Raw genomic sequence first — 26,323 nt, forward strand, 5'->3', positions numbered from 1 at the left:
GAAGTAAGTTTTATACATATTAGGGTATATTATAAGTTAAAAAAATTATCGCTTCTTAATCCAAAACTTTAAAACATCGTTTTCCTCTTCATAGCTTAATAACTCATGACCGCCTGATTTTGCCCATGCAGCAAGGTCATTCTTTGCTCCTTTATCAGTTGTATGGATTTCTAGAACTTGGCCTGATTCTAAATCATTCATCGCTCTTTTTGTTTTTACTATTGGCATCGGACATGCTAACCCTTTAGCATCTAATACTTTAACGATATCCATGTTGAAATTCCCCCTAATATCTATATACTATTACCACTATGGGTATAATGTTAATTCAAAAAAAAGATAGTGTCAACTGTTTTTTATAGAGTTTATTTGCAGTAGTTTAAAGTATTTATCTGAATATTGTTTTGTTCAATCATGTTAAAACTAATCACATGAAATCCCTGTTGTCTAAGTAATCGAATACCCATATTTTTTTCTACTAAGCTTGATGCGACAACATGTAAATCCATATCCGGTATTTCGTGATGATTTCGCTTTAGGTAGGCAATGGGAATATTAAGAGCTTCTTTAACAGGATCCTTATAAGATACATTAAAATCTCGTAAATCAATCACTTTTATATATTCCAAATCGAGGTCCTTCAAATGATTAAAAGGTACATCAGTAATTGGAAAATATCTTTTATACAAGATAAAAGCGATTAGTATAATACTTATAATCAGTAAAGCCATGTAAGAAACTCCTTCTGGTTATTTGTTAAGCAACATGTATTACTTTATACCCTGATAGGTATAAAGTCAATGGATATTTATATTTTTTTTGCAGATAATAGTTTAATAACCATTTATAAAATCTATTAAACACTTATATAATTTCCATTACCTGGCCTGGTTCAAGTGTTGTCATTTCTTTTTTTGTTTTTACAATCGGCATAGGATAGGCTTAGCCTTTAGCATCAAGTGTTTTATTAACAGTTACCTCCATGGCAATTCCCCCTTTCAGAATTATTATCTTTATATTCGATTTCCCATGCAGAGATCATCTCCTCCCTTAAACGATAGAACGGTCTCCAGGATGATTGAATATTGTATGAGTATGACTATAATGATCAAGAATGTGTTCTACATGTTTCATTTGCGTTTTTCATCATATTGGGTAAATCTGAGGAGGAGAATGAGATGGGGCTGTTTTTAGTTGCAGTGCTTCTATGGGGCTTGATGATAACTGGATTATTTTTGGCTACATGGGGTTTGTGGAAAACATCATGGAAAGCATTTGTTTGGAGCGGAGCTGCTTTCATCCTTCCATCCATCATACTGGCTACACAGAAGGGATTGTATAACCTATTTCTCCTCCTTCCGTTTCTTGTGTTGGGGGCAGCTTACATTACGTATAAAAGGAAAAAAGGCTAAGGTTCGACAAAATGTAAAAGACCAAATCGAATGATGATTTGGTCTTTTAACGTAACGGATAGACTTATAATTCCGTTGCTTGTAATTTATCTAATGCCTGTCCAGCATTTTCTCTAGCCTGTTCAACCGTATTAGCTGTTGATAAGGCAACAGCAATTCTACGACCTACTTTCGTGACTGGTTTACCAAATACACGAACCTGCGTGTTTGGGATAGCCAATGCTTCCTCCAAACCTGTTACAGTGTAGTCATTTGCCTCCGTCTTTGCCTTGAGCGGTCTGCTGGCACCTGGCGAAAGTTGAGTAATTTCAGGAATTGGAAAGCCTAAAATGGCTCGTACGTGAAGAGCGAACTCAGAAAGGTTCTGGGTTACTAACGTGACCAAACCCGTATCATGTGGTCTTGGTGATACTTCACTAAAATAAACCTTATCTTGAGCTAGGAATAGTTCGACACCAAAGATACCGAACCCACCAAGCTCATCGGTAATAGCTTTGGCAATTTTCTTTGCATCTTCTATCTGTGCGTCTGTCATGTGATGTGGCTGCCAGGATTCGATATAGTCACCGTCCTTCTGTATATGACCGATTGGTGCGCAAAACATTGTTCCATTCACAGCTCGAACGGTTAGAAGCGTAATTTCTGATTCAAAAGTGATAAATTCTTCAATAATGACACGACCGTTTTGAACACGGCCGCCTTCCATGGCAATGCTCCAGCATTCTTCCAGCTGTTGCTCTGTGCGGCAAACACTTTGGCCTTTTCCAGAAGAGCTCATAAGTGGTTTAATGACACAAGGAAATCCAATTTTTTTGGCGCCAGCCACAAATTCTTCATATGTATCCGCAAATTCATACTTGGCTGTCGGCAGCTTTAGCGTTTCCGCAGCTAACCTTCTAATCCCTTCACGGTCCATCGTTAGCTTTGCTGCACGTGCTGTTGGAATGACTCTGAACCCTTCCTCCTCCAGCTTGACTAGTTCGGAGGTGGCAATCGCTTCAATTTCTGGAACAATTAAGTCAGGCTTTTCCATTTCAATAACTTCTCTAACCCTCACGGCATCAAGCATATCCATACAATAGCTTCTGTGTGCGACCTGCATGGCAGGTGCATGCTCATACCGATCCACTGCAACGGTTTCCAGTCCCATTCGTTGGGCTTCGATGATGACTTCCTTCCCAAGCTCTCCTGAACCTAGTAATAAGATCTTTTTTGATTTATACATCCCGAACACTCTCCAGTTCAATAGTTTACAACTAAAAAAAAGTACGATTCCTTTGTATATATTTTACCCTTAAATATTCTAATTTTCGACAATATTTCGTCGGTTTTGTTTATTTTCCATAGATTATTAGTTTGTTTGATAAATCATTGAAAAGTGAAAATGAAGATTACCACTAAGCCAATGATTCATTTGCCGTTTCACATTGGACAATCCTTTAATATATATATGGTATCTCGAGAAAGAAAAGAGTGAATAGTAGTGGATGAAAAGTTCAAGGATTGTGATTGTGAAGGTGATAGCCTCTCTTCTGCTGATGATCTGAATGATCAGAAAAGGAAAGATACCATTTCCTTTATGACCTGGAATCTATTTATTGGTGCGGACTTATCCCCACTTTTTTCTGCATCTATCCTAGAAGAAGTTCCCCGTCGAGTAACAGAGGTATATCGGCAATTTTTAGCGACGAATTTTCCAGAGCGTGTTAAGAAAATAGCTCAACAAATAGAATTATATACCCCTGACGTTATTGGGCTGCAGGAAGCTGCTTGCTGGCAGCTACGTCAGCTAACAGTACCGGAAATGCCTGCAGTTACGTTTGATTATATTAAGCTGCTAATAAAGGAACTGGAAAATAGGGGATTAATATATGAGGTAAGCGCATGTAATCATAACATTTCCGCACAGCTGCGTTCAAGTCAGGGAAACTTCATCCGACTATTAGACAGGGATACAATATTAATTCGTAAAGAATCAGGGTTGAAGATTGTAAAAAGACGGGAAGGGAACTTCAAAACAAATGACACCACTAAGCTTGGGGGTTTGAATTTCGAGCTTCTTCGGGGCTGGTCAGCTGTTGACATCAGTAACGATAAACATAAATTCAGGGTTATTACAACACATCTCGAAACGGGTTCTCCTGTCATCAATCTCGTACAAGGGAATGAATTATTAGAGGGACCAGCCAATACAAGCCTACCCATTATTATGCTTGGGGATTTGAATGTCACCCGTGATGGTCAAAGTCCTTCAGCTGCATACAGCCATTTTCTCCATGCTGGATTTCAGGATGTATGGTTAGTAGCAGGTCAGGGTCAGGGCCTCACCTGCTGTCAGGATTACGACCTATTGAATGCGTTTTCAACTCTTAGTAGACGAATGGACTGCATCCTCTACAAAAACGGCTGGAAACCACTCTCCGTCAAAACCTTCGGAACAGAGCTACAGGACCGAACTCCAATTGCCCAATGGTTGTCAGACCACGCGGGCGTAATTGCCCATATGGAAGTATAGTGTTTTTCTTCTGCTTCCCCAATGAGATATGATCGAACTATTGCAAACAATCAAAGCAGAGAGAGACAATCCTCTGCTTTTTATCTTATGAAAAAAATCGTGATTGGTATCGTTAGCAAACTAATCAGTGTGGTAACTAAGGTTGTGAATGATACTAAATCGGGCTTTACATTAAATTGAACTGCTAGCATGGTTGTGTTGGCTGCAATAGGCATGGCTGCCAACAGAATAAAGACCTTGTGTATTAAATCATTTACCGGCATAAAGCTTACCAGCAAGACCGCAATAAGTGGTGACATTATCATACGTACAACGATAACACTATTTACATATTTTAAATCAAATTTGGCTGATTTTACCTCTGCCAGCTGCATACCCAAAATAAGCATAACGGTTGGGATAGAAGCAGAACCTACCAGACTTATTCCCTCTAAGATTGTAGGAGGAAGCTCAATTTTCGCTAACTGAAATATGACTCCGAGCAATACACCATAGATAACAGGCATTTTTAATACGCTCCTGAAGGCATCACGAATAGTTGTTGACCTTTCACTACCATAGGAAGCAATGAAAATTCCAATCGTATTAATCAATAAAGCGTGGATGACCATGATAATGACGGCATAATCAAAGCCGGCAGAGCCGAAGGCAAACAAGGCAATCGGTGCACCATAGTTCCCACTGTTTGGAAAAATCGTGCCTAGCTGCATGGCCGAAAGCTCTGTTTTATCTGATTTCATCCATCTTCCAAGAAGATTGGTAATACCAATAATCAAGAGGACAAGTAAAAGTGAAAAGAGAAACATATAAAAATACTCGATATTTAATTCATTCGTATAAAAGGTGTCGAAGGTTAGAAAAGGTAGCATTAAATAAAGAGACATCTTTGAGATAGATTTAATATCAAACTTTAATAACTTTTGTCCGATAAAGCCCGTCCCAAAAATAAGAAATGCTGGTAATACAATTAAAAGTAAATCCACAGACTAAAGCTCCTTTCAAACTTTCAGATTGATCTATAATGGTAGAATATTCGACATTTTAGAATAAGATTATACTAGATATATCATAGAAGCTATTAAATTTCAAAGGATATTTCATAGAAAACCCGACTATGGCTTACACCAATTTTTCCTTCTATAGCTATATCAAAAAAAGCAACAAAATGGTTCCTCTAGCTTTGGAGCCATTCTGTTGCTTGTGTTACCGGCAATGGTCGGCTGTAAAAATAACCTTGGACCTCGTCGCAATGATGCATATGCAGACATTCTAATTGTGCCTTCGTTTCTACACCTTCCGCAATCACCTGTTTATTTAATAGATGCGCCATGTTAATGATGGCTGCGACAACCGTAAGCATTTGCTCATTTTTATCGATATCATCAATTAAGGATTTATCAATTTTAATGAAATGAACCGGTAATTTATTTAAGTGATTAAAGGAGGAATAACCTTTTCCAAAGTCATCCAATGAAAGCTTTAGTCCTATTGATTTTAATTCTTCTAAGATAGAGATGACCTGATTAATGTCCAATACTGCCATGGACTCGGTTAATTCTAAATTAATGAACTGCGGATCGATGTTGGTTTCGTTAAGGATGGTTTTTATCGTAGAAATAAAATCACTTTGTAAAAACTGGCGGACCGATAAATTAACACAAACGATAATAGGCTCATATCCGGCATCCTGCCAGGCTTTGTTCTGTCTACATGCTTCTCGAAGGACCCAATTGCCGATTGCCACAATCGCATCGGTTTCTTCGGCGATAGGAATAAATTCTGCAGGCGATATCATTCCTTCCTCTGAATCATTCCAACGCAGCAGTGCCTCAAAACCGACTAATGTATTTGTATGGATATTCATTTTTGGCTGATAGTACAGCTCGAATTCTTCATTATATAATGCTCTCATCATTTTTGTTTCGAGTAAAGCCCTACGATCGTTATTTTTGTCTAACTCGTCATAATAGAATTGGAAATCATTTTTTCCTTTATGTTTGGCCTCGTACATCGCTAAATCAGCGTGTTTAATTAATTGGTCCGGATGACTGCCATCGTCTGGATATAAGCTGATTCCAATACTAGAGGTTACATAAATTTCGTGTGTATACAGCTTAAATGGATAGCTCAGCACATCCATGATCCTTTCTGCCACCTGGGTGGCTTCCAGTTTAGATGACTGATTTAATAAAATAATAAATTCATCCCCTCCCTGTCGAGAAAGAATATCATCCTTTGACAGGCAGCTTTGCAATCTAGTAGCCACCGAAATTAATAATAAGTCCCCCATTTCATGACCTAAGGTATCATTAACTGGCTTAAACCGATCTAAATCAATAAAGAAAACGGCAAGGGTTTGTTTCTCCCTTTCTGCGTTTTGAATCGCTTCTTGAAAGCTTTTATTAAAATAATTCCGATTGGGCAAGCCTGTAAGCGGGTCATGGTAAGCCATACGCTTTATTAGTTCTTCTGATTTTTTTTGTTCGGTTATATCACGAAAAAAGACCTGCACCTGTTTTTTTCCATTAGTGCTAATCGGGATTCCCATGATTTCAACATCAATGACCCTCTGATCGAGCCTTGTCATTTTTTCTTCTAATACTGGTACATGTTTATTCTCTCGCTTCATTTTTCTCCAGCGTTCCCTAACGATGGAATGAAAATCAGGATGGATAAAATCCAAAATACTTTTTCCGAGAATATCTGAGGCGCTCTTACCTCCAAGAGCCTGAATTCCTGCGGGATTGATGTAAATCATTTCACCAAAATTATGGATGGCGATGGGAAACGGAGAAAATTCAGCAAGTCTTCGGTACCTCTTTTCACTTTCAATCAATTCGTGCTCCAGCTTTTTGCGGTTGGAGATATCTCGAAAGTAAATTGATAAGCCACTATCCGAGGGAAATGTCCGAACTTCCAGCCATTCGCCTGTTGTCTTGAAATAGTGTTCAAATTCAACTGTTTCATTTTGTTTTATTTTTTCTAAATAATTTGCAAATAATGTGTTATTTACATTCGGGAAGGTACTGAAAAAGGGTCTTCCAAATAGCCTTTTTGATTGCATTCCTAGTAACTCGTTGGCTTTTTTATTAATATGAATGATGTTCCATTGCTGATCCAATGAAACAAATCCATCCGTAATTTCATCAAAATTTCTTTGAAATTGATAGGTGTGAACTAATAGTTTTTGATCGTGAACAGCACTTCCAATTAGAAAACCAACAATAGAAAGAATCACAAACAAAATACAAAGGCTGATCAGCACTTCATTCATAATCAACCCCTTTGGCTTTGTGAATGGGATTTCTTGTATCACAGCAGCCTTCATGGCAATATCATGCATGCCCCATATTCCCATACTTAACAGGAGTATGCTGCCAAGGAACTTCATGGCAAATTGCTTACGGTGATTATGTGAAAGTGTATGGGCTAAATAAAAGGCAAGGATGGAAAAGCCAATAGATGCCATGATGGATAATAAAACATAAAGCCTATGGTAGGAAATGGATGCTCCTCTAATTGCAGTCATTCCTACAAGATGCATCATACTGATACTAATTCCCATCATGACTCCACCCAGTACCAGATACACCCATTTCCCTTTTATTGATTTTTGAAATATCCAAAGGCCGATGGAAGATCCTAGGATGCCAAGGAGAGCTGAGATGAGCACTCGTGAAAGCTGATAGGTATAGAGGGGATGTGTATCGTCAGCCAATATTCCGACAAAATGCATACCCCAAATACCTAATCCCATATAGATACCGCCGACAACCAGCCAAAAGACTTGCTTCCAACCTGTAGAGGAACGAACTTTTCCAATACATTTTAATGTAATATAGGATGCTAGTACCGCTAGCATATATGAGACGAATATTAAAAAAGAATGTTCATTGGTAAGCTGATGCATGTCTGCCACCTCTATTCACTCCTTCCTCCCCGTAATGATTTTCCATTATTATCTGTATCATAACCTTGTTCCTATTCGTTAAAAGTAGAAAAGGAAGCTGATTTTCATAGAAATTGGAGCTGTTTTGGCTCATAAAAAAAGGAAGCAAAGAGGCCGTTCCTCTGCTTCCTATTTGACAATTAACACGGGGCAATGAGACAACTGTGTGACTCTTTGACTGACACTGCCTAGCATGATGCCTTTAATGCCTCCCAATCCTCTGCTTCCCATGACAATCAATTGGTAATTTCCTTCCTCAGCCATTTTCACAATGAGCGTAGATGGTTCTCCAATTACATAGTATGTCTCAATTTCTACACCATAGTCTTCTGCAAGTGCTTTGGCGTGATTAAAAAGCTTATCCGCTTCTTTTTTCATTTCACTGTACATTTCATCTACAACCTCTGATGACATGGTTTCGTAAATGGTGATATTTTTTTTAACATGCATGACAGTAACCTTCGAATAACGCTCATTTGCAAATTTCAAAGCGGACTTTAATGCTTTTTCACTTTGTTCCGAGCCATCTATCGCCACTAGTATTCGATTATACAATGTAAAAACCTCCAAAAATCAACATAATACTATTATACTATCAAAGCTAAACGATAAGTGATAATAGAAAATAGTACGATATCGTGAAATTATTCGTATTTTCATATTGTTAAAAGAAGAAAAATAAAACAAAAATACTCCAATTGGTGAAAACAGGAAGAATTTTTTAGCTACACTTGTTAAAAATAATTTTGTTTGGCCAAATACTTTTAGGAGGAATTAGATGATGATGAATCGTTTTGGAGCCCACGAATTTTTAGAAACACAAGAGTTAGTAAGATCACAAGCAGCCAATATTGAATTACATGCTGTATGTGCTTCGATGACGAATGATCAGGAATTAAAAACAATTCTCTATCGCCATATTCAAGGAATGGAGCAATCCTATCATCAAGCAGTTCATTTATTGCAAAATAAAGGGATTAGTATGAATCCATCTACCTATGGGATGCAAATTCAGAATCAGCCTCAAATAGGCTTGAATAACCCTGCGATGAATCCGCCGAACCCGCAAGCCCAGAAACTATCTGATATGACGATTTCAACTATTATTTTAAATTCTCATAAGGCTGGTTCAATTTTTGGCATGCAATGGGCAAATGAATGCGGTGATCCTCAGCTACGCCAGCTCCACATTACTTGCGCTGTAAACTGTAATAATATGGCTTATGAGATTTGGCAGTACATGAACAGAAAGGGTTATTATCAAGTGCCGCAATTAGCTGATCATACCATGCAAACGATGAATCAGGCATTCAATACAACTATGCCGAATCAACAATATCAATAAATGCATAAAAAAGAAGGGGTTATCCCCTTCTTTTTTATGCAAAAACATCCTCCTAAGCAATGGTTACATCCTGATGTTGGATTCACCATATACATTTAGGGGGTTACTCTTGCTAGAATAAAGTATTAAAGCTCTGACCTTGTGCCGATTGAGCGTTCTGCTGTCTTACCTCTTGAGTGTTTGTATTCGAGAATCCCGGCTGGAAGGCAGCCTGTGGTCCACTGAATTGCCCCATCCCTCCGCCATACTGTTGAAAGCCAGAAGATTGCTGATAACCACTGCCACTTTGTGCCGATTGAGCGTTCTGCTGTCTTACCTCTTGAGCATTTGTATTCGAGAATCCCGGCTGGAAGGCAGCCTGTGGTCCACTGAATTGCCCCATCCCTCCGCCATACTGTTGAAAGCCAGAAGATTGCTGATAACCACTGCCGCCTTGTGCCGATTGAGCGTTCTGCTGTCTTACTTCTTGGGCATTTGTATTGGAGAACCCAGGCTGAAAAGCAGGGTGTGCTCCGCTAAATTGATTAAAGCTACTACCAGCTGATTGCTGACCTATTTGTTGGAATTGGTTACCTCCGCTCTGGTTTTGAGCAGATTGAGCATTTTGTTGTCTTACTTCCTGGACATTTGTGTTCGAGAATCCAGGTTGGAAAACTGCGTGTGAGCCACTGTATTGAGTGTTTGACTGCTGAAATGGTTGTTGATTACTTTGGTTGAATTGATTAAACATATTAACAACACCTCCTAGGTAAATTATTAGCCATTGATTGTTAGATTATTTAAGATTTCTAACTTTAGTTAGATGTTGATTATATTCCTTATTCTTAAAAAAATAGGCTATATTAAAGTAAAATTAATAATTAAGTACACTTTACTATTTTCTTACTGCTGTTTTTTTTGTAAATAGCGATTGTCGTGCATAAACATTTTCCAAAAGTATATGAATCCGGGAAACAGGATGGCGAATCCTGCTATGTATGAAGCAAAGATGGCACGGAAGGAATTAGGATCTGTGAAACCTGATTCGATTGTGACATGTGGATAGACCATATAAGGTAAATGTGCACGTCCATAAACTAAACTTGCTAATAAATATTGGAGTGTTACGGCAATGACAGCAACCCTGGGCATACCCATTTCATTATTTTTTGAAAAATGAGGCAGGTACAGTGCCGCACCGGCAATAACAAAACAAATGACGGAAAGGATTAAATAAGGCAAATCATCCATCATTTTTATGTATATCCAATTTGCCTCTTGTTTTAATGTCAGCATGATGAGAAAAGCCATTACGAGAGAAATCGGTCCTGTTATCATGGCATCCTTACGATACACTCGATAAGCCTCTATCTCACCTGATACCTTAGAATAATCAGAAAGCAGCAAGGAAGATAAAAACAATGTGCTGCTGATGGCGAATCCGATGAAGGCATACTCATTTGGACTGGTGAACAATTTTCCTAAATCCAGCGTTTGGATGTTCCCTTCAAAAACAACAAAATTCCCGTGTGTGATTGGCAGTACGCTAATTAATAAAGCGGGTAATAGTATCCCGGCAATCCCAGAAATATAGGTGAGGATTTTCTTATATTCTTCGGCAATATGTGAAAATACGAGAAAAGCACTCCTCAATGCCAATAATAGGAGAATAATGCTTCCCGGAATGAGTAGAATGGTTCCAAGTGTGTAGGCTGCACCGGGAAACATGCTGTATACGGCAACGACGAGAGCGACGATAAATGTGTTGGTAACCTCCCATGTCGGGGATAAATATCGATTGGCAATATTTGTTGCACCGGTTTTGGTCCGATTAATATAGACCATCGACCAAAAACCGGCGCCAAAATCCATCGTTGCCATAACCGAATAAATAAACACAAACCCCCACAGGACAATACTGGCAATGATAGCATCTGACACGAAATTTCTCTCCTTTACGAGTTCGTACTAAATTGCGGAACACCTTTCGCTTCAGCTCGATGTAAATCATCTTCAACTTTATTTCTTTTAAAATAATATAGCAGGACAAATAAGACTGCTGCAGCCAAAATAACATAGACAATGATAAAAAACGTAAAGAGAACGCCAAGATTTCCTGCTGTCGTGGCAGAATCCGCAGTCGAAAGAATACGGTAAATGGTCCAAGGCTGTCTGCCGGTACAGGCAAAAATCCAGCCGCTTTCAATTGCAAGGACGGATAACGGTCCAGATAGGACTAAGAGCCACATAAGCGGATTTGGAAAGTGCGGCTTTTTCAGCCATTTGTGCCAGAAGAGAGTGAAACCTGCAAGCAGGATAAGGAGCGAGCCAATTCCAACCATGACATTGAATAAAGTATGAATAAACAATGGTGGCCACCATTCCTCTGGAAAATCATTTAACCCGATAACCTTTGTATCAAAGCTATTACCTGCAAGAAAGCTCAAGGCCCAAGGAATTTCAATCGCCCATTTCACTTCCTGTGTTTCCCTATCTGTAAACCCGCCTATTGCTAGTGGCGCATGCGTCTGCGTCTCAAATAATCCTTCTGCAGCAGCCAACTTTTCGGGCTGATACTCATGTAGATACTGTGCTGACGTATGTCCGTTTAACGCGGTTAGTAAAGAGAATACGCCGCCAATGATAAGGCTAAGCAGCAACGCTTTTTTGTGGAATAGATAAAGCTTTGAACCCGCTGTATTTTTTAACATTTTAAAGGCTGCAATAGAAGCAACAACAAATGCACCGGTTGTGTAAGCTGACAGCGCTACGTGTCCTGCTGTAACAATGAAGCTTGGATTAAAGAATGCTTTCCATGGATCGACATCTGTGATTTCCCCATTCACGATTCGAAAGCCGGCCGGTGTTCCTTCAAAAGCATGTACATTGGTAATGAGTACTGCTGAGCCAAGAGCACCAATAGCCACTAGCGTGAGACTGACAATTCTCATCCACGGAGGAATTCTGTCTGCCGCATACACATAAATGGACATAAATAGAGCTTCAATGAAAAAAGCATAGATTTCAATCTGGAAAGGTAGTGCCATTACCCTGCCAATCACCTCCATAAATCCCGGCCATAGCAAGGACAGTTGCACTCCAGCAATAGTGCCTGTTGGAATACCAACGCCAAGCAATACAGCGAAAGCCTTGGTCCAGCGTTTAGCCATTACAGCATATTGGAAGTCTTTTGTCTTCTGATACATTAATTCAGCCATTAATATCATAAATGGCAGTCCTACACCAATCGTTGCAAAAATAATATGAAAAGCCATGGTTGTTCCAAACATGGACCGTGCAATTACTAGGTCATCCATCCCATTCTTCCCTTTCCTTTTATAATCTTGTGATAGTATTTACATGTTATAAGGAAATTATTGATATTAGTTCCAAGTTTTGATACAACAAAAAAGCCAATCACCATTTAGGTAATTAGCTTCCTTCTAATACTTGTATAGCAAATGGTAGGATTACTTAATCCTGTTCCTTCAAAAAACTATCGATGACTGAAACATATTCCTCCTGTTCTTCCAGATAGGCCATATGTGCACTCTTTTCAAAAACATGGAATTTTGCGTTTGGTGTCAATGAGCTAAAATATTCAGTAGATGCTGGTGTAGCCTCATCGTAGCGGCCGCAGGTATATAATGTTGGGATAAGGATGTCCTTTAGTTGAGCTGTACAATCAAAATCTTTTAAATTACCAGTCACATAAAACTCGGATGGTCCCCACATGATCTCATATATCTTAGGATTTTTATATTTTACTCCTGTTTTAAGAAACTCAGGATAGGGTTGCATCCGGCAGACAAAGTGTGAATTAAAAACTCTTGTTGCTGCCTTGTATTCTTCGGAGTCTGTCATTCGATTTTCTTCACACGTTGATAGGGTCTGTTGGACATCAAGTGGAAGCTTTTTTCTATTTTCCACCTGATTTTTTGCCCACAATGGCGCACTTAAACATGGGCTTGAAAAAATGATACTCTTTACACTATCCGGATGTGAGAGGTAATAGGCAGCTGCTAACGTTGTCCCCCACGAGTGACCCAGAAGATGGAATTCATCGAGGGATAAAGCATTACGTATCTGTTCCAACTCCTCTACAAATCGCTCAAGCCTCCATAATGATGCGTCATCAGGCCGTTCTGATTTTCCGCATCCTAATTGATCATAAAAGATGACAGGACGTTGTTCTGCCAGTATTCTTAAACCCTGTAAGGAATAATGGGAAGAACCAGGTCCGCCATGCAAGATGACAACAGGAGTGTTTTGCTTCGAGCTGCCATGTATTTGATACCATATCTTCCCCCCTGTTACCTCAATGAATCCATCTCTTATTGACATTCCTACTCCTCCTTGCTTCTATTTATCTTACTTTTATTATTGTTCAAATAAAAAGAAATTGGAAGTGACATGATGGTTTTCACTCGATAAACTTGACAAAATTATGTCTAGAAACAGAACAGGACTCCCCATTTAGACTAATCTATAGAAATTGTAATTGTATTTTACTCATGGATATTTAAATCTGTAATAATGCTCTTACACATATGGCAATACTAACAGAGTAATTTGAATTGATAGTGTTTCCATTATCTAGGGGGAGAAATTTTGGATCAAACTTGGCTTTCTCTGATACCATTTATGATTGTGATTTCCATGGCAGTCTGGTTAAAGGATATATTACCGGGACTTGTAGTGGGTTTACTCGTCGGTTCTATTATCGTAACAGCCAATGTCTTGACTGGAGCGCAGCAATCCGTCACCTATATGGTTATGACGTTAGCAGATGAAAATAATATCAAAATCATAAGCTTTCTTTATCTATTTGGTGGATTAATAGGAATGATGAATATTGCCGGAGGAATCAAAGGGTTTTCAGAATGGATTGGCGCCAAAATAAAAACAGAACGCGGTGTGCTAGGCATTATTTGGCTGACCCTGCCATTTACCTTTATGATGCCGATGTTTCGAATTATGATGATTGGGCCTATCGTCAAAACCTTGATTAAAAAGATGAATCTGCAAAAGCAAAAGGTGGGCTTAACGCTTGATATTTCAACTGAGTCGGTAATTGTCCTTTTGCCGGTGGCAACAGCCTTTGTCGGGTTTATGGTGTCATTAGTTGAAGGAGGAATTAGGGGACTTGATTTAGGTAAGTCTCCATACGAGATTTTTTTATTAAGTATCCTGTTTAATTTTTACGCGATTATCATTCTATTGATTGGAGTCATTCAGACGATTTGGCCGTCAAGAAAGTTAAATACTCTTAGTCAAGATGTAAATCAGGACCAGCTTAATGAAGAAGAGCATGAGTATCACCGAGCTGGAATCAAAAGAGAATTATCACTCGTAAAAGCACAGCCCTGGCATTTAATCATTCCTGTGTTTTTACTGCTTGGCTTATCCTTATTTTTATTGTGGGAAAATGGTACTTCATTAGGGGCTGTAAGCTTGTTTGAAGCCTTTGCAATGGCAGATGCGACGTTTGTGATGTTATTAGCTGTTTTTATTACCCTTATTTTTACATTTGTTTTTTATATGGCTCGACGGCAGTCGTTAAACGAAATCATGTACCACTTTTATGATGGTGGCAATCAAATGATGCAGGCCATCAGCTTACTAATTCTAATTTGGGCGCTGACGCTAACGGCAGAGGATCTCGGCTTTTCTGATTTTATCGCTTCCACATTAGGGTCCTTTTTACCTGGGTATATGACTCCAGCCATTATTTTTTTAATTGGCTCTGTTGTCGGTTATTTTATCGGCTCCTCTTGGGGAACATGGGGCTTGTTTATGCCGCTAGGAATAGCCCTTGCACTTTCAACAGGAGCCTCTATTCCATTAACAGTTGGAGCCGTGTTTGCTAGTGGGGCATTCGGAGCCATCACCTCTCCATTAGGTGACACAACGATTACCACTGCCTCCATCTTGGACATGGACCTTGTTGAATACGCGCAATATAAATTGAAAATTTCAAGTATAGGAGCAATCATTGCAGCTATGTTGTATATTGTGGTGGCATTAATCATATAAGTGAACGATATACAATAGAGAGGGGCTGTCAATATACAGCCCCTCTCTATTGATAAAAGGATATCTAATGATAAAGCCCATGCTCAAGTGCGTATTCCAACGCTGGCTGTGGCACTAAATAGCGTACGCTCAGTCCGTCCTTCATACGAGAACGAATTAGTGTCGAGCTCGTCTCGATATTGACACCTTTGCTGAGGCAGTCGAAACGATGTTCATTTTTGATCAGAAAGGAATCCTTTGCGATGATATCTGCCATATCATAGCCCTCTCTTCCCATGACAATAAAGCGGTTGCTTTCAATCAGCTCATGTCCTTTATGCCACCTGACAATGCTTTGCAGATTATCAGCCCCCATCACAAATAACAGCTCATCGTTTGGATATTCCAGCTTCAGCTTCTTCATCGTTTCATACGTATAGGTTTCCCAGCCTTCTGCTACCATTTCAATGGGATTCACCTGAATTTTTGGGTTATCAGCAATAGCCAGCTTCGCCATATTTAATCGATGCTCATTTTCGGTTAAATTTCTTCCTTTGTCCCTACGTTTTGTTGAAGATGGTATGAGAATCATACCGTCCAACTTACGTCTATCAATCACCATTTCCATTGTGACAAGATGCCCAATAGTAATAGGATCACATGCTGAACCAAACACACCGTAACGCCCCATGATTGTCTTCCTTTCCTGTAATAATTACTTCAGGCTATCCACTTTTTTTCGTACCTCTTTTATACTGTCCATTTTATTCTCCCAGCAGTTTGGACTTAAATCGATTGGATATTCTTCTGGATTTAATGGACGTTTATATTCATCCCAAAGTAGTGCTAGATTATCATGTGCAAATTGTTGTATATCTTTAAGCTTTGGACACTTGTAAATTAAAGACCCATTTACATAAATATCCTGATGCAGGTCTCTCGCTTCAAAATTGGTGACTACTTTACTTATATAGGTATGAACAGGATGGAACATATGCAAGCTTTCTTCTTCATTCGGCTTTTCTACCTCTAAGGTAATATAATCTCCTTCTGCCTTCTGGTCCTTTCTATCGATAATTCGATAGACTCGTTTCATTCCAGGTGTTGATACCTTTTCAGGACTGGAGGAGATTTTAATTGTATCCTCGAGTACACCATTTTCGTTTTCAATCGCCACCAACTTATAGACAGCACCTAATGCTGGTTGATCAAAGGCCGTTATCAACTTCGTACCCACACCCCAGCTGTCAATTCTCGCTCCTTCCTGCTTTAAATTGATGATGGTTTCCTCATCTAGGTCATTAGAAGCCACGATTCTTGTGTTTGGAAAACCAGCTTCATCCAGCATTCTTCTTGCCTCTTTTGAAAGATAGGCTAAATCACCACTGTCGATTCGAATTCCCTTGAAATCAATCCTATCGCCCAGTTCCTTTGCGACTTTTATGGCTGTTGGTACACCTGACTTTAAGGTATCGTAGGTATCAACTAAAAAAGTACAATCCCTATGGGTTTTTGCGTATTTATGGAAGGCGGTATATTCATCCTGATATGCTTGGACAAAGGAATGGGCATGTGTTCCGGCTACCGGAATGCCGAACAGCTTACCGGCACGGACGTTACTTGTGGCATCAAAGCCTCCAATATAGGCAGCCCTTGCGCCCCAGATAGCAGCGTCCATTTCCTGCGCCCGTCGCGAACCAAATTCCATCAGGATGTCATTTTTTCCTGCCACCTGTTTAATCCGGGCTGCTTTAGTTGCAATTAAGGTTTGGTAATTCACAATATTTAACAACGCTGTTTCGACCAATTGTGCTTCAGCCAACGGTGCCTCGACTCGAACAAGGGGCTCGTTTCCAAATACAATTTCACCTTCCTGCACTGATCGGAGGCTGCCGGTAAAGTGCAGCTCCTTTAGATACGCAAGAAAATCCTCCTGATAGCCTAGCTTTCGCAAATATTCCAAATCCGTTGTGGAAAACCTAAAACTATTTAGATATTCAATTACTTTTTCCAAGCCGGCAAAAACCGCAAACCCATTACCAAACGGCATTTTGCGAAAATAGAGATCGAATACTGCCTTGCGATTATGAATCTTGTCCTCCCAATAGGTTTCTGCCATATTAATCTGATATAAATCTGTATGAAGCGTTAAACTGTCATCTAACTGATTTGCTTTCATAACCATACCTCCTGCCATCGTTTATGCCGATCGTTCTTAAAATATTATTTTTAACAAAAACGGATAACTTATGTCATCTTAAACTACTTTTGCCCCCATCGAAGAGGTAAAATGCTGTAACGCCCAGTCATGACCAAGCGGATTAAAGCTTGCTACGGCATTTTTGTGAATGACAAGTTGAAAACCTTTATTATAGGCATCAACAGCTGTATGCAGTATACAGATATCGGTGCAGACGCCTGTTAAATGAAGCTCAGTAATCCCCCGCTCTCTCAGCTTTTGCTCTAAATCGGTTCCAGCAAAGGCGGAGTAACGGGTTTTATCCATCCAATAAACATGTTCCTCATGCTGATGCTTCTCGTAAAGAAATTTCAGTGAGCCAAATAAGTCACGTCCCGGAGTTCCGATGATATTATGTGGAGGAAACAGATTCGTTTCAGGGTGATACTGATCTCCTTTTCGGTGTGAGTCAATGGCAAATACAACAAAATGCTGTTCTTCGATAAATTCCCTTGTAATAGCTGTAATGGAGTCCTCTATATCCTGGCCTGGTTTGCTGCAGGTCAATGCCCCATCTTCAGCTACGAAATCCACGGTATAATCAATTGAAAGTAACGCTTTTTTCATTGTTCTATCTCCCTTCTATTGGCTAACAATTAACTAAACGTTAATCAAATTCTTCAAAAAAATTTTTTTATCAATATTTTGCACTATAAATAGAAACAAACGGCTCATAATCATTAAAGGTATAAAGCTGTGCATTACCCTTTGACCATTTATTTGTCTTTTTCGGTTCTCCGTTCACCATAACTTTTTCAATAAATGGGAGAGATGGTGCCTTTCGAAAAAACTGAGAGTCTAACTTAATCCAAGGTTCATCCAGTACCGTCAATAAGACTCCCTGCAGCTCTGAAAGAACAAATTCCTTAGGTAAAAAATTCTTAGCCAATGTTGTTAAAGACATGTCTTTCTTGATAAACCAAAGGGCATCATCAATAATTTGCGCATGGTCAAAGGCAAGCTCAAGCTTCCCGAGTTCATGCATATCAAATAATTCAACCTCTGAGGCATCATCGGCAGCCTTTCTTTTTTCCACGAAAGTCTCCGGAACAATCGCATAATGGGCATTGGAGATAATCCAGCCGCGCCGGTCTCTGCCTAACTTATCATAAATCCCAAAATGCTTTATTTTAACTCCATTCACCCCTGTCTCTTCTTCGAGCTCACGGACGGCCGCTTCAAAAGCTGATTCCTCCGGTTGGATAAACCCACCTGGTAGCGCCCATTTCCCGCCCTCAATATTCGGATGGCCTTCACTATTCGTTGTAGTCCGTTTAATCAGCATAAGCTTTAATGTTTTTCTTGGTGGCTTATAGGCTGCTACCTCCTCTGAAATAATCGTAAATACTGCTATATCCGAAGTATAACCGTCAGGTGTTCTATATTTACTCGAGTCATAATGCTCAATAGCCTCTTCATTTGACTGAAAACTAGACAATATATCACCTGCTTTTCAGTTATTAATTAACAATTTGTTAATTGTTATTTTTAATATATGGTAACGATAATGAAAATGCAACGATTTTTTACCTAAAATTATAAAAGAAGTCCACTTACTTTTTGTAGTATATGCAATCTTCGACTATCTATGTTGATGGACCTCTTACCCTTCTTGTATGATTGGTTATTTTCTAGTATGTAATTGAATTGTACGTGGGTTATATACTGATATTTAATTTAATATGGGCGAGGTGATTTGTTATTTTATTGTGTAATTAGCACATTGTAAAATTAGATAGAAATATTGAATTACGAATAAGGGAAGCTTGCCAATGATTGAATAGTTTCTTAAAGAACCGAATCATCGAAGTAATCATAAAATAATCCAGGAATTATGATCAAATTCGCCCGTTGAATTTGCGTCCGGATTACCTGAGCTCGCTCGGGTAAACTACCTTTAAAAAATTGCAAGACTCGCCGGAGGCTTAACTTCATTCAGCCGGGGTTTGAACCCCCACTGAAACGAAGAACCATTTGCCCACATCCCCCACTTGTAGAAGTGGAGGACTTCTGTGCCTGTCGCAAGCTTTCGGTACAAAAAGCATTTGCTGAATGAAGTTAAAGGATGTGAAAATATGATTTCTTGGTATCGGAATCAATCGATGATTGGTCAGGCCTGGACCGGCAGACATGTGATGGTTGTTCAATGCCAATTGAATCCTCACAATGTATGGAATGTTCAAACCAGTTATTATGCCCCAACAGAGCCAATCAAAAAAAATTGTGCTGAAACCCTGTCCCAGCACTTAAGTATCGGCTATAAAATTATTGACATGACGTTTATTCCGCCAAATTTGGTTCAATACCTGTTAGTGTTGGAATAAACTCAAGAACCTCTAATTTGATGCAGCCTGTTCGATTTGCTCCGATGGATAAATATGGATTCCTGTTTTATTCATTTGCGCAATCCTGTACATCGCTAATGAAACCGTTCTGCCCTGAATCGCTTTGTATTTTTTCAACGGCCCAATAAATAAGCATGCAAAAAAGGTAAAGAAGATCTCTCCTGCCTTCTCACCTAATCGAAATTCGTCTCTATCACCTAATAGTAATGATGGCTGCATAATCGCGATACTTTGAAATGGAATCTGGTTTATTTTTTCTTCAAGCTGTCCTTTCATTTTTGGATACCAAATCGATGAGTGAGGATTCGCATTCAGCGAACTGACGATGAGAAATTTTTTCGCTCCTTTTTCACTTGCCAGCTGCGCCATCTGGACGGGATATTCTACGTCAATCTTGTACATAGCCTCCTTCGTTTTCGCTTTCTTGATGGTCGTACCTAAACAGCAAAACACGTCATCGACAGCAAAAAGCTCTTTATCGTGATCCATTTCATCAAAGGATATAATTTTTTCCTCTAGCTTAGGATGTGTTATGTTTAATGGAACTCTTACAATGGCTGTAACCCGATCATATTCAGCTCCCTCTAATAAATAATGGAGCAATTCATTGCCAATTAACCCACTAGCACCTGCAATTAATGCAGTTTTTTTCTGCTTCAATCAAATCCCTCTTTCTCATTTCGCTACTATAGTCTACTGGATTTGCTTCGTAGAAACAACTATGTTTCATGCAAGCATACTACTAAAAGCATTTACGCTTAAGACAATAGGAATACAGTACTAGTATCTCAGCGATAAAGATGAGAATGGGTGGTGATTACATATTGAAGCAAAATACAGGAAAATAGAACCATACACAAGGTAATAATAGTGTTAAACCAATAAACGAGGAGTGATTGATCATGTTGGAATCTATTCATGACGAGCTACTAGAAATGATTAATATAAAAAGAAAGAATCTTATCGAAATAGGAATGAAGAAAGGCTTAACAGACCTTGAAACTGTCAAATGCAGTCAAGAGCTCGATGATATGATCAACTCATTTTATAGGAAGCAAGAGAACCTAACCCCTGCTTCCTTAAGAAAAATCGTTTCATAAGTAGACAGGCTGATAAAGGTGGTCAAACCATAGCCACCGATTGGGTTGATAAAGGGTTTTGATTGATTTCAAGAAAAAAGACTTAAGAGGGTAGCCTCTACTTTCTTTAATATGCCTTTATTCTCGTCTTCACTAAGTGTTCCAATGCTTCCGAAGAATAAATGCTCCATTGGTTCGATGCCGACAAAATCTAATATTCCGATATCAGAGGTAGCCTTCATCCCTTCTGTCATACCCATCGCATCGTAAACATCGTTAGGATGACCTTGAGTATTAATAATCAACCCTTTTTTTTCTGTTAACAGCGGAATATGGCCTTTTTCACCTATTCCATATGCAAAGCCCTCGGCAAACACACGATCTACATACCCCTTCACTATAGCTGGAAGACCTGTCCACCAGATTGGATAGATAAAGGTTAAGACTTCAGCTTCTCTAATATATTCCTGCTCTTGTTGAATATCCTTCGGCATTGTACCTGCTCTTATGGCTGTCATGTCATTAAGTGTAAGAACAGGCTGAAATTCCATCATATACAAATCACGAATCACATAGTCATGCCCAAGCTTCTCTAATACAATCGCAGTTTTGTCTAATATGGCATGATTCAAGCTTTCATGGTTTGGGTGTGCATAAATAATCAGATGCTTCATATATAACAAACCTCCCATAATATGACTTGCTGTTAAACAGTGTAATCAAGTATGAGAGGAATAAACATCTTACATGGTCGAACGATCACAAATCATTGCATTCCTTTTTTCCGGTGTCGAAATAAGATTTGGAGTGTTTAATCCTTTTTCATTGTTATAATGAACTTGTAGAGAATATTTCAAACAAATAGGCTATTATGGGAAAGACTGTGTTAATTTTAGACAAAGGAGGCGACTAGGATGAATAAAAGGGTTCCCTATTCCCGAAGGCAGGTATTCAGAGATGAATTACGCCAGTTAAAGGTTCATGATTATATTGATGAATTAGATTTTCAAAAAATGAACAATGCCTACAATCAATATGTACAAGACCTTGATGAACAACAGCAAATAATGGAGGCAGCCGCCTTTAAAAAACGGGACATCGGAAAAGAAAAACCTAAACCTGTTAAAACGAAAACAGCTTCAACTCCGGAACAAATAAGAGAAAGAAATATTACCTGGGCTTTAATACTCGGAGTTATCCTCCTTTTTATCGGCGGATTAGTATTTGGTACCAGCAAATGGAGTTCCTTGAACAATCTGTTTAAAGTAATCCTTGTATCAATGGTTTCGGGCGTATTTTTTGTCAGCAGCTATGTTGCCGATAAATATTTACATATACACAAAACGGCATTTGCCTTTATGACTTTAGGAAGTTTATTTCTTCCCATTACCATTATTTCAATTGGGTTTTTTGAACTTTTAGGAAGCTGGCTCTCTTTTTACGGCTCTGGCAAATATGTATTGGGTTTTATCGGCAGTATGTTTTGCTTATCACTTTATTCCTATATCGCAGCGAAATATAAGCACCGGCTATTTGTTTGGTTTTCCTATCTGACCGCAACAATTGGCGTTGGCTTTTTACTGGGAATGACCTATTTACCACGGGACTTTTTTTATTTCGGAATCATGCTCTACAATGCACTTTTATTATTCGGCTATTATAAAGGGAAAAATCATCAGCGTTTTGAATTATTTATCAGGGAATTGCCTCTATACTCACAATTAAATTTAATTGTCAGTACGTTACTGATGTTATTTTTCTATGAAAATGCGACTTTTTACAGTTTTAATATATTAATAACAGCTACGTTATATATTTCGATGGTTTATGTGAATAAAACAAAGCATTACCATTATATTTTCACTGGGCTCTTTGTCTATGGAATGTATCAGCTTATTGAAAATTCCTTTCTGCAATCTATTCAATATATCGGCTTTGCCTTGATTGGAATTCTATATTTGTTGGTGGAAAAATTCACGGATCAAGAGGCTGGTTTGAAAAAAATCTTTCAAATCACCAGTGGTATTATTTCCTTTTTTGCGTTTATTTTTATCAGTATCCAAGGACTCTTATTGCACTCCGATGAGGATTCCGTTGTGCTGTTTGCAGCCTATCTCATTATTGCGATTAATTATATCTATTTGTCCAATATCGCAAAAGCTAAGATTTTCCGATACTTAGCCCCGTTTTTCCTGATTACAGCAGGTCTGCAAAGCTATTTTATTGTATTTAAGGGGATTGAGGGTAGCTACGTTGATCTCTATTTATTTGCCTACGCAGCGATTGTATTTTTTGTTTTTTATGTAAAAAACAGCTTTACTTTTCTAATCCCAATAAAAACTAGCAGTTTTATCGTTTCGCTTGCGACCATGATGTTGATGGTCCTAACCGCTGTTGGGAACGGTGAGTTAAACCATGCTTCGATTCTCTTTTTTGCTCTTGGTCTTATTGCGCTCTGGACCTATAGATATCCAGAGAATGAGAAATGGATAAAGGTTTCCACCTGGGTCTATTCCGTTAGCTGGGCATGCTCGTGGATTTGTCTCTTTGACTACTTAGACGGACAGTTTGCCTTTTACCGCTACCAGGTAGAAATCATTGGTCATTTAGCGTTGGGTGGACTGCTGTTATTGGCCATTAGTTATGTGTGGAGGTCGAAAAATCATCAGCTAGTAGATTTGTGTACTTTCTTAACTGCAGTAACAGTCTATACATTAGGTGTGCTGTCAACCCTTCTTGAAGGCTTCGAGCATCCAATGATGACTTCGTCCATTTACGGAGTCGGAATTGTCATCTATGTACTGCTTGTCTATAAAGTCAAACTTCAAGGCTTATGGACGCTCGTCAGCGTGACGACGATTGTTTTCTTAGCGTCGCTTGCTAGAGTATTTCAGCTTGAGCATTACAACACGTTAGCGGTCATCCATTTCTTATTGATACCAGGGGTCCTACTTGCGGTTTATGAATGGGTTGGCAGAAGGGTAAATGAATTAAAACCGTATTTCTTCTGGACTGCACATGCTTTTTTAGGACCAGTCCTGCTCGTTGCCATCTTTTATGTATTCTTTGCCCAATTACAGCCTGCTATCCTCTTAATCGGGTTAGCACCATATCTATACAGTACATTAAACCGTAAAAAGGAATGGGAAGTGAGATTATTTCTGTATCTTGGCTTCACTGTCCTCCCCTTCATTCTATATGTATCGATCAGCTTTTATCAGCTGGAGCAGGTGTTCAAGGATGAGCATTTACTTCTACTCGTATCAGGAATTCTATTGATCATCTGGCTGCTCGGAAATGAAATATGGAAAAAACGAATCGATTGGTACTTGGTGCCACAAGCCTGTCTTGGTCTATTCTTGTTTATTCCGATTGCGGATGGACGAAATCTACTGAATTTAGCTCTTGTTGTTTTATATTCGGCGGTCATTTTATATTTACTGCATCGCAGAGCCTGGCAGCTATTTACGATTATTCCATTACTCATCACAACGGTTTACATATTCGTTATCCTAGCGTTTTTTGATCAATGGCTCCAGATGGCTATTGTTATGGTAGTGTATTTAGCGCTTCATTTGTTTGGACGTCATGCCTTTAAAGTACTGTATGCCTTAAAGCCGATATCATTTGACTGGTATACAATCATTTCAGGTATTTATATCTTGATGTTATTTTTCGTGATTCATAGCGGTGAACCCTTATGGCTCAAGCTAGTTCCTTCCCTATTAGTCGTATATTTTTTCTATAGTCTCATTCATCGTCTTGCCTCAAGAGTCGAACAAATGATTGTCAGAACCATCACGGCGGTTTCTGTTTTATTACCATATTATGTTACATTGGTAGAATTTGAAATCAATCAATACATTGAAACCGAGCTGTATACTCTGCCGTTTATCGTGTTAACGATATTTTTGAGCAGGCATACGTGGAAGGATTATCAAAGAGTGATGAGAATCATCCAATTCGCCGTGCTGCTGATTGTAACAGTGATTCTGGTAACAGACGCATTGTACAGCAATACGATTTATGATGCGATTATTATCGGGGTATTGTCTCTTGCTTCTATTTTAAGCGGAATGCAATTCCGTATTAAAGCCTACTTTTTTGTCGGCATCAGTGTATTACTCTTGAATGTTTTACTGCAAACGAGACCATTTTGGGGTAGCTTCCCTTGGTGGGGCTATCTCATCATTGCGGGACTAACCTTAATCGGCTTCGCCAGCTCCTACGAACTGCAAAAGCAGAAAAAAGACAGCAGCACTAAATCCTTTATCCAAAGGAAAAAGGAGCAAATCATTAGGATGTTTAAGAATTGGGATTAAACACAAAAAAAGATCAACCAGAAAAGGAATCTGGTTGATCTTATCTATTTTTAGCTTTAGGAATATCTCAATGGCTTACCAACCATCTGTCTCTTATTATATAGAAGAAATATTACTATAAGATATTAGCTATTTTAATAATCATAACAATTACATTTCATAAACGTGTTTTCCTGTAAATATCAAGACAAGATTTTACAAAAAAACATTTTTAGCGGAACACTGATAACGGAACATCAAAGGTAAACCATAAAAATAAGATAAAGATAATGGCAATAGGCCAAGCTATTAACGGCTTTCGATAATGAATATATATGCAGACAAACATTACCGCATTAAATATGACAGACCATTTGAAGCTCCAGCCATTGTAGTATTTTATTAAATGAAAGGATAAATCTATTAATTCATTTATGGAATAGAGTAATACCCAAAACATAATAAATAGAATCTGCTTTATTATGTTCCGTTCAGGGAATTTTGATAAATAAATGAAAATGGTTGCAGGATATTTGATGAGCATGACGGATAACGAGATATGCGTATTGGTCAACCCATGTTTCGCATCACCTTCAGAAGGGTTGTATCTCCACATTGGATAATGATCAGACAATAAATAAAGATAAATAAAATCCCCTATGAGAAAAAAAAGGAGAGTTGGATAATATTTTTCCCAATTCTTCCAATCTCCCCATTTCCATAAAATAAAAAACCAAACGGAAGCATAGATTGCATTTGCCATAAAGAACTCTCCTAATTGAAACATAGCTGAAATTTTAAAATATTTTGATATCTTATACTAAATATTATATTGCAATGATTGAAATCCTACTACCATACTTTTGTATCATTGTTGATTGCGTTTGCATGACAATGTAACATTATTTGTAAATAACACTTATAAAGACTTAGAAAAAAATAATACTTAATTAGAAAAAACGTTTCTCAGCCAAGAATCGTCTTAGTTTTTCAGTTTATGAACGATTATCCAAATTGGTGAAAATTAGTCCTTTTTATACATTAGGATTGAACCAACAAATCAGCTTTTTTAGGCTCAGTTAAAGGACCTGGTTGATTTATTACCTTTCCTAATCCTTTCAACAGCATCCTTCAATATCCTCTT

Annotated in this window: 24 protein-coding genes and 1 pseudogene; 7 read left to right on the top strand and 18 right to left on the bottom strand. The window is 38.6% G+C overall.

Translation table 11 applies throughout. The features are described 5' to 3' along the window. Positions 1-45 precede the first annotated feature (45 nt). The 3 genes and pseudogenes from BQ5321_RS13410 to BQ5321_RS24695 form a co-directional block, all read right to left on the bottom strand. Entirely contained in the window at positions 46-273 is a 228-nt protein-coding gene (locus BQ5321_RS13410) for a sulfurtransferase TusA family protein (protein ID WP_071394961.1), read from the bottom strand. Between the two features lie 92 nt (positions 274-365). Beyond that, entirely contained in the window at positions 366-731 is a 366-nt protein-coding gene (locus tag BQ5321_RS13415; protein WP_071394962.1) for a hypothetical protein, read from the bottom strand. Between the two features lie 139 nt (positions 732-870). After that, a pseudogene (locus BQ5321_RS24695) lies at positions 871-984 on the bottom strand (sulfurtransferase TusA family protein); the annotation flags it as partial. A 194-nt stretch (positions 985-1,178) separates the two neighbouring features. On the opposite strand from BQ5321_RS24695, the gene BQ5321_RS13420 reads away from it, so the two are divergent. Beyond that, complete coding sequence (locus tag BQ5321_RS13420; RefSeq protein WP_071396912.1) at positions 1,179-1,412, top strand: hypothetical protein; 234 nt, start codon at positions 1,179-1,181, stop codon at positions 1,410-1,412. Positions 1,413-1,476: 64 nt separating this feature from the next. On the opposite strand, the gene purT is transcribed toward BQ5321_RS13420, so the two are convergent. Next, positions 1,477-2,637 carry a phosphoribosylglycinamide formyltransferase 2 gene (gene purT, locus BQ5321_RS13425; protein WP_071394963.1) on the bottom strand — a complete coding sequence of 387 codons (1,161 nt, stop codon included), beginning with the start codon at positions 2,635-2,637 and terminating at the stop codon, positions 1,477-1,479. A 258-nt stretch (positions 2,638-2,895) separates the two neighbouring features. Here purT and BQ5321_RS13430 point away from each other — a divergent pair, with 258 nt between their 5' ends. Continuing rightward, positions 2,896-3,927, top strand: coding sequence for an endonuclease/exonuclease/phosphatase family protein (locus BQ5321_RS13430; RefSeq protein ID WP_234978405.1), 1,032 nt, complete (start codon positions 2,896-2,898; stop codon positions 3,925-3,927). Positions 3,928-4,007: 80 nt separating this feature from the next. On the opposite strand, the gene BQ5321_RS13435 is transcribed toward BQ5321_RS13430, so the two are convergent. The 3 genes from BQ5321_RS13435 to BQ5321_RS13445 form a co-directional block, all read right to left on the bottom strand. Then, the gene (locus tag BQ5321_RS13435) at positions 4,008-4,910 is read right to left on the bottom strand and encodes an AEC family transporter (protein ID WP_071394964.1); all 903 of its coding nucleotides are present in this window, start codon (positions 4,908-4,910) and stop codon (positions 4,008-4,010) included. Between the two features lie 191 nt (positions 4,911-5,101). After that, the gene (locus tag BQ5321_RS13440) at positions 5,102-7,837 is read right to left on the bottom strand and encodes a bifunctional diguanylate cyclase/phosphodiesterase (RefSeq protein WP_234978470.1); all 2,736 of its coding nucleotides are present in this window, start codon (positions 7,835-7,837) and stop codon (positions 5,102-5,104) included. 168 nt (positions 7,838-8,005) lie between these two features. Further along, positions 8,006-8,431 carry a universal stress protein gene (locus BQ5321_RS13445; protein ID WP_071394966.1) on the bottom strand — a complete coding sequence of 142 codons (426 nt, stop codon included), beginning with the start codon at positions 8,429-8,431 and terminating at the stop codon, positions 8,006-8,008. A 223-nt stretch (positions 8,432-8,654) separates the two neighbouring features. Between BQ5321_RS13445 and BQ5321_RS13450 the strand changes: the two genes are divergently transcribed. Beyond that, entirely contained in the window at positions 8,655-9,221 is a 567-nt protein-coding gene (locus tag BQ5321_RS13450) for a spore coat protein (RefSeq protein WP_234978406.1), read from the top strand. A 112-nt stretch (positions 9,222-9,333) separates the two neighbouring features. On the opposite strand, the gene BQ5321_RS24460 is transcribed toward BQ5321_RS13450, so the two are convergent. The 4 genes from BQ5321_RS24460 to BQ5321_RS13470 form a co-directional block, all read right to left on the bottom strand. Continuing rightward, the gene (locus BQ5321_RS24460) at positions 9,334-9,951 is read right to left on the bottom strand and encodes a hypothetical protein (RefSeq protein ID WP_187143743.1); all 618 of its coding nucleotides are present in this window, start codon (positions 9,949-9,951) and stop codon (positions 9,334-9,336) included. A 152-nt stretch (positions 9,952-10,103) separates the two neighbouring features. Continuing rightward, positions 10,104-11,141, bottom strand: a complete 1,038-nt coding sequence (locus BQ5321_RS13460; protein ID WP_071394967.1) for a cytochrome d ubiquinol oxidase subunit II — start codon at positions 11,139-11,141, stop codon at positions 10,104-10,106. A 14-nt stretch (positions 11,142-11,155) separates the two neighbouring features. Further along, positions 11,156-12,517 (bottom strand): cytochrome ubiquinol oxidase subunit I, encoded by a 1,362-nt coding sequence (locus tag BQ5321_RS13465; protein ID WP_071394968.1) that lies wholly within the window; start codon positions 12,515-12,517, stop codon positions 11,156-11,158. 157 nt (positions 12,518-12,674) lie between these two features. Next, complete coding sequence (locus BQ5321_RS13470; RefSeq protein ID WP_071394969.1) at positions 12,675-13,544, bottom strand: proline iminopeptidase-family hydrolase; 870 nt, start codon at positions 13,542-13,544, stop codon at positions 12,675-12,677. A 267-nt stretch (positions 13,545-13,811) separates the two neighbouring features. Here BQ5321_RS13470 and BQ5321_RS13475 point away from each other — a divergent pair, with 267 nt between their 5' ends. Further along, positions 13,812-15,236: a Na+/H+ antiporter NhaC family protein gene (locus BQ5321_RS13475; protein WP_084786796.1), complete on the top strand. Its 1,425-nt coding sequence runs from the start codon at positions 13,812-13,814 to the stop codon at positions 15,234-15,236. A 64-nt stretch (positions 15,237-15,300) separates the two neighbouring features. Here BQ5321_RS13475 and nadD read toward each other — a convergent pair whose 3' ends face one another. The 4 genes from nadD to BQ5321_RS13495 all read right to left on the bottom strand — a co-directional run bounded on the left by nadD (position 15,301) and on the right by BQ5321_RS13495 (position 18,892). Then, the gene (gene nadD, locus BQ5321_RS13480; RefSeq protein ID WP_071394970.1) at positions 15,301-15,906 is read right to left on the bottom strand and encodes a nicotinate (nicotinamide) nucleotide adenylyltransferase; all 606 of its coding nucleotides are present in this window, start codon (positions 15,904-15,906) and stop codon (positions 15,301-15,303) included. A gap of 24 nt (positions 15,907-15,930) precedes the next feature. Then, positions 15,931-17,394, bottom strand: coding sequence for a nicotinate phosphoribosyltransferase (locus BQ5321_RS13485; RefSeq protein ID WP_071394971.1), 1,464 nt, complete (start codon positions 17,392-17,394; stop codon positions 15,931-15,933). A 78-nt stretch (positions 17,395-17,472) separates the two neighbouring features. Then, a complete protein-coding gene (locus tag BQ5321_RS13490) occupies positions 17,473-18,021 on the bottom strand; it encodes a cysteine hydrolase family protein (RefSeq protein ID WP_071394972.1) in 549 nt (182 codons plus the stop codon). Between the two features lie 70 nt (positions 18,022-18,091). After that, on the bottom strand, positions 18,092-18,892 hold the full coding sequence (locus BQ5321_RS13495) for an NUDIX domain-containing protein (protein WP_071394973.1): 801 nt from the start codon (positions 18,890-18,892) through the stop codon (positions 18,092-18,094). Positions 18,893-19,529: 637 nt separating this feature from the next. Between BQ5321_RS13495 and BQ5321_RS13500 the strand changes: the two genes are divergently transcribed. Beyond that, positions 19,530-19,778: a hypothetical protein gene (locus BQ5321_RS13500; protein WP_071396916.1), complete on the top strand. Its 249-nt coding sequence runs from the start codon at positions 19,530-19,532 to the stop codon at positions 19,776-19,778. 12 nt (positions 19,779-19,790) lie between these two features. On the opposite strand, the gene BQ5321_RS13505 is transcribed toward BQ5321_RS13500, so the two are convergent. After that, a complete protein-coding gene (locus tag BQ5321_RS13505; RefSeq protein WP_071394974.1) occupies positions 19,791-20,459 on the bottom strand; it encodes an NAD-dependent epimerase/dehydratase family protein in 669 nt (222 codons plus the stop codon). 242 nt (positions 20,460-20,701) lie between these two features. On the opposite strand from BQ5321_RS13505, the gene BQ5321_RS13510 reads away from it, so the two are divergent. Beyond that, a complete protein-coding gene (locus BQ5321_RS13510; RefSeq protein ID WP_071394975.1) occupies positions 20,702-20,899 on the top strand; it encodes an aspartyl-phosphate phosphatase Spo0E family protein in 198 nt (65 codons plus the stop codon). Positions 20,900-20,967: 68 nt separating this feature from the next. Here BQ5321_RS13510 and BQ5321_RS13515 read toward each other — a convergent pair whose 3' ends face one another. Then, entirely contained in the window at positions 20,968-21,552 is a 585-nt protein-coding gene (locus BQ5321_RS13515; RefSeq protein ID WP_071394976.1) for an NAD(P)H-dependent oxidoreductase, read from the bottom strand. 240 nt (positions 21,553-21,792) lie between these two features. On the opposite strand from BQ5321_RS13515, the gene BQ5321_RS13520 reads away from it, so the two are divergent. Next, positions 21,793-25,200 carry an SCO7613 C-terminal domain-containing membrane protein gene (locus BQ5321_RS13520; RefSeq protein ID WP_071394977.1) on the top strand — a complete coding sequence of 1,136 codons (3,408 nt, stop codon included), beginning with the start codon at positions 21,793-21,795 and terminating at the stop codon, positions 25,198-25,200. A 211-nt stretch (positions 25,201-25,411) separates the two neighbouring features. Here the strand turns inward: BQ5321_RS13520 and BQ5321_RS13525 are convergent, their stop codons facing one another. After that, positions 25,412-25,942, bottom strand: coding sequence for a CBO0543 family protein (locus BQ5321_RS13525; protein WP_071394978.1), 531 nt, complete (start codon positions 25,940-25,942; stop codon positions 25,412-25,414). Positions 25,943-26,323: the final 381 nt, after the last annotated feature.

This window comes from Bacillus tuaregi (assembly GCF_900104575.1).
Classification (GTDB): domain Bacteria; phylum Bacillota; class Bacilli; order Bacillales; family Cytobacillaceae; genus Bacillus_BD; species Bacillus_BD tuaregi.

Bases quoted from the DNA above. Each gene is read 5' to 3' on its own strand.
- BQ5321_RS13410 (WP_071394961.1), bottom strand. From the start codon at position 273: ATGGATATCGTTAAAGTATTAGATGCTAAAGGGTTAGCATGTCCGATG.
- BQ5321_RS13415 (WP_071394962.1), bottom strand. From the start codon at position 731: ATGGCTTTACTGATTATAAGTATTATACTAATCGCTTTTATCTTGTAT.
- BQ5321_RS13420 (WP_071396912.1), top strand. From the start codon at position 1,179: ATGGGGCTGTTTTTAGTTGCAGTGCTTCTATGGGGCTTGATGATAACT.
- purT (WP_071394963.1), bottom strand. From the start codon at position 2,637: ATGTATAAATCAAAAAAGATCTTATTACTAGGTTCAGGAGAGCTTGGG.
- BQ5321_RS13440 (WP_234978470.1), bottom strand. From the start codon at position 7,837: ATGCATCAGCTTACCAATGAACATTCTTTTTTAATATTCGTCTCATAT.
- BQ5321_RS13450 (WP_234978406.1), top strand. From the start codon at position 8,655: ATGATGATGAATCGTTTTGGAGCCCACGAATTTTTAGAAACACAAGAG.
- BQ5321_RS24460 (WP_187143743.1), bottom strand. From the start codon at position 9,951: ATGTTTAATCAATTCAACCAAAGTAATCAACAACCATTTCAGCAGTCA.
- BQ5321_RS13465 (WP_071394968.1), bottom strand. From the start codon at position 12,517: ATGGATGACCTAGTAATTGCACGGTCCATGTTTGGAACAACCATGGCT.
- BQ5321_RS13470 (WP_071394969.1), bottom strand. From the start codon at position 13,544: ATGTCAATAAGAGATGGATTCATTGAGGTAACAGGGGGGAAGATATGG.
- nadD (WP_071394970.1), bottom strand. From the start codon at position 15,906: ATGGGGCGTTACGGTGTGTTTGGTTCAGCATGTGATCCTATTACTATT.
- BQ5321_RS13485 (WP_071394971.1), bottom strand. From the start codon at position 17,394: ATGAAAGCAAATCAGTTAGATGACAGTTTAACGCTTCATACAGATTTA.
- BQ5321_RS13490 (WP_071394972.1), bottom strand. From the start codon at position 18,021: ATGAAAAAAGCGTTACTTTCAATTGATTATACCGTGGATTTCGTAGCT.
- BQ5321_RS13500 (WP_071396916.1), top strand. From the start codon at position 19,530: ATGATTTCTTGGTATCGGAATCAATCGATGATTGGTCAGGCCTGGACC.
- BQ5321_RS13510 (WP_071394975.1), top strand. From the start codon at position 20,702: ATGTTGGAATCTATTCATGACGAGCTACTAGAAATGATTAATATAAAA.
- BQ5321_RS13515 (WP_071394976.1), bottom strand. From the start codon at position 21,552: ATGAAGCATCTGATTATTTATGCACACCCAAACCATGAAAGCTTGAAT.
- BQ5321_RS13520 (WP_071394977.1), top strand. From the start codon at position 21,793: ATGAATAAAAGGGTTCCCTATTCCCGAAGGCAGGTATTCAGAGATGAA.
- BQ5321_RS13525 (WP_071394978.1), bottom strand. From the start codon at position 25,942: ATGGCAAATGCAATCTATGCTTCCGTTTGGTTTTTTATTTTATGGAAA.